This window comes from Desulfosarcina cetonica JCM 12296 (assembly GCF_001311845.1).
Lineage (GTDB): Bacteria > Desulfobacterota > Desulfobacteria > Desulfobacterales > Desulfosarcinaceae > Desulfosarcina > Desulfosarcina cetonica.
Window position 1 is genome coordinate 1 of the sequence record NZ_BBCC01000361.1, and the last position, 2,978, is coordinate 2,978.

The window sequence follows — 2,978 nt, forward strand, 5'->3', positions numbered from 1 at the left end:
CCAGGCCGCCGCCGTGGGCACCCTGGCGGCGCGCTGGAGCATGGCGTCGGTGTTGATCCTCTTCGCCGTTGGCGCCCTGCTGCTCTATTTTGTCGACGAGGAGAAGGGACGGGCCGAGGCGGCGATGCTGGAGGATTGAGCCTCAAGGGAGTGCGCCTTTCAACGAACGTGCGTCCATTTTTCAACGGCCAGGTAAATCCCCGTTATTTTTCCTCGACACTGGAACGAATGTGAATATCCCGCTGCGGGAAGGCAATTTCGATATTGCGTTCGCGAAAACGGCGGTCCAGTTCGAAGCGGACATCGGTGGTGGTGCTGTAGTAGTTGTCCAGGTGGGTCCAAAAGCGCAGGCGAAAAATGAGGCGCTATCGCCATGGTCCATGAACAGGACATCGGGGCGGGGATAGTTGAGGATATCCCGCGTGGCGGCGGCAATCTCCAGCAGGGTTTGGCGGACCAATTCGACATCTGACCCGTAGGCCACGCCCACATCCACGTTTCGCCGCATGCGCGGATCCTTGAAACTCCAGTTGGTCACCTGTTGGCTGATGAAATCCGAGTTGGGAATGATCAACGTGGCATTGTCGAAGGTCTGCACGATGGTCGATCGAACGTTGATCTTCTTGACCTCGGCCCAGATGCCGTTGACTTCGACGCAGTCGCCCACCTGTATGGGCCGTTCGAAGAGCAGGATCAGCCCGCTGATGAAGTTGTTGAAGATATTTTGCAGGCCGAAACCGATGCCGATACTCAGGGCACCAAAAACGACCGCCAGTGAGGTGGCGTCGACCCCCAGCACCCCCAGCGCCAGAATGAGTCCCAACCCCCAGACCACATAGGTGGTGATGGTGATGATGGAGTCTTTCAGCCCCCGTTCGAAATCGCGGGTGTCGAGCACTTTTTCGCTCAGCAGCCGTCTTCCGATACGGGTGAGCACATGCGTCAGCAAAAGAATGATAACCGCCAGCAAGAGGCCCTTGACGCTTAAGCGCAGGCTACCCACCGCAAAACTGAGGTCGACCATTTTCCCCAGGATATTGATCATTACATCCGAACTCGACCACACCAGCAGGCCTCCCGCGATGATCAGCGAGAACCAGATGAGCCGGGCCATCTGGACCATGAACCAGACCAGCGGGCCGGCGCGCTCGGGGCCGCCTGCCCGACTTTCTGCTGAGTAGGCCGCTTTTTGTGAGGCATGCCACTCCTGGATGGAGAGCCAGCTGATGCTCGCCCACATGGCAATCATCAGGGTTTTTACCCAGGATACCAGCCAGTGCGGGGCCAGTACGTTGTAACCGGTCAGTTCCATCAACAGCGCGCCGCCCGCCACCAGATAGCTCCAGATCCGAATCGACACCACCTGCGCGGTCGCCGGGGTAGCCTCGCCATGCCGAACCACCTGGCGGGCCAATTGGCCCCAATCACGCCAGAACAGCGCTATGCTAATCAGCAGGGTAACCTCCACGGCCAAACGAACCATCCACACCGGCAGGCTTTCGCTACCGAACCAACTGGCTATCAGCAGGTAGACGACAATCAGCGTGCCCACACGTCGGACCAGGTTCACCAGGCGTTGCTGCGCGAACGCGTGCAGGTCCGACGACGTTGTATCCCATCGCAAACGCAGATAGTTCACGCTCCACTGCCAAAACAGCAACGTGATGACCAGTTGGTTTAGCAATCGACCCAAGCGGTAGTTGGCATGGGGCAGTTTAAGGGCGTCATAAAGCCACAAGAGCAATGCTGCGCAAATCAGCATGAAGGAACGCCGCAGCATGATCACGGCGATGCGCCGCATCTGATAGGCAGGCCCTTCCATGCGTGCGTCCACGTCGGCGAGATAATCCCGGATCCGTTTGCGCAGGATCACTGCGGTGATGAACAGTGCCAGGAATACGACCTGGGTGATGCCGGCGCCCCGTTGGACGTTGAGCCATTGCAGATGCCAGAAATCCGCACTGAAAAGGGCTTTCGAGCGCATTCGAATGGCCGTCCACTCGGCCTGCCACCCCTGCCATTGGGTGAATGGCCCGAAGGCTCGTTTGAACAGGTCCGCGGCGACCTGGGATTTCAACCGATCCTCCAATTGGTTGCGCGTCTCTTTCAGATCGTTCATCAACTGCTTCAATTGATTGAACAGATCTTCGTAGGTTTTCAGAAAGTGTTGGCTCTGTTTCTGTTTTTTGATGAGCAAATCGAGAAACAGGTGGACCTGTTCCCGGAGGGCGAGTTTTTCGCTGTCCGGCAACCCTTCCCGTTGCAGTTCCTTTTTTTGTTTTTCCGCAATGGCGATCCGATCCGCAAGCCGTGCCATCCGGTCGGCGGCGATCGTGCCGATTTTCTCGAATTCCTCGATCCTTCCTTGAAGGCTTTTTTGCATCAACCGATTATTGTTCAGCGCGGTTTCGAGATCTTCCACGCGGGTTTGGGAGACAAGCAGAAGGTTGGCATGGGCGGTATTTTGGATCCCGTAGGCCTCGATTTCCTCAGAGACCCGCTGCTGCAGCGCTTTCCACCTTTCCAGATCATTGTCCATTTCTTCCAGCGCCGATTGCTCGCTCGCCAATGCCTTTTGAAGAACCGTTTTGATCGCTTCCGTGGAGCCGGGTTGATCGGATGGGTTAACCGGCGAGGTCTGGGCGTTGGCGGATGGCAAGGAAAATAGCAAAAACAGAATCCAGAATCGCCAGAATAGAGAGATCCATGCGGGAAAGGCGCGGGAGGTCCGAATGTAACAACTCATAGTGCCATTAACGTCCTTAAAAATGGGTTCTTGCCGTTTGGGTGCTTGCATTGGAGATTTTACCCGGCGGCATCGCAAATCCGCTGCATGGCCACCGCCCGGTTGGAGAAGAGCCAATCCACGCCCCGGGCGACTTCCCGAAACAAGGCGCCGGGGCTGTCCACAAAACCGGTGCCCACCCGCTGGCCCAGGCGGTGATGGCGGTCGAGCATGCTCTGGGTGGCGGCCAGGA

Annotated in this window: 1 protein-coding gene; it reads right to left on the reverse strand. The window is 57.5% G+C overall.

Translation table 11 applies throughout. The features are described from left to right. Positions 1 to 181: 181 nt before the first annotated feature. Positions 182 to 2,671, reverse strand: a complete 2,490-nt coding sequence (locus JCM12296_RS33745) for a mechanosensitive ion channel family protein (RefSeq protein ID WP_172684249.1) — start codon at positions 2,669 to 2,671, stop codon at positions 182 to 184. Positions 2,672 to 2,978: the final 307 nt, after the last annotated feature.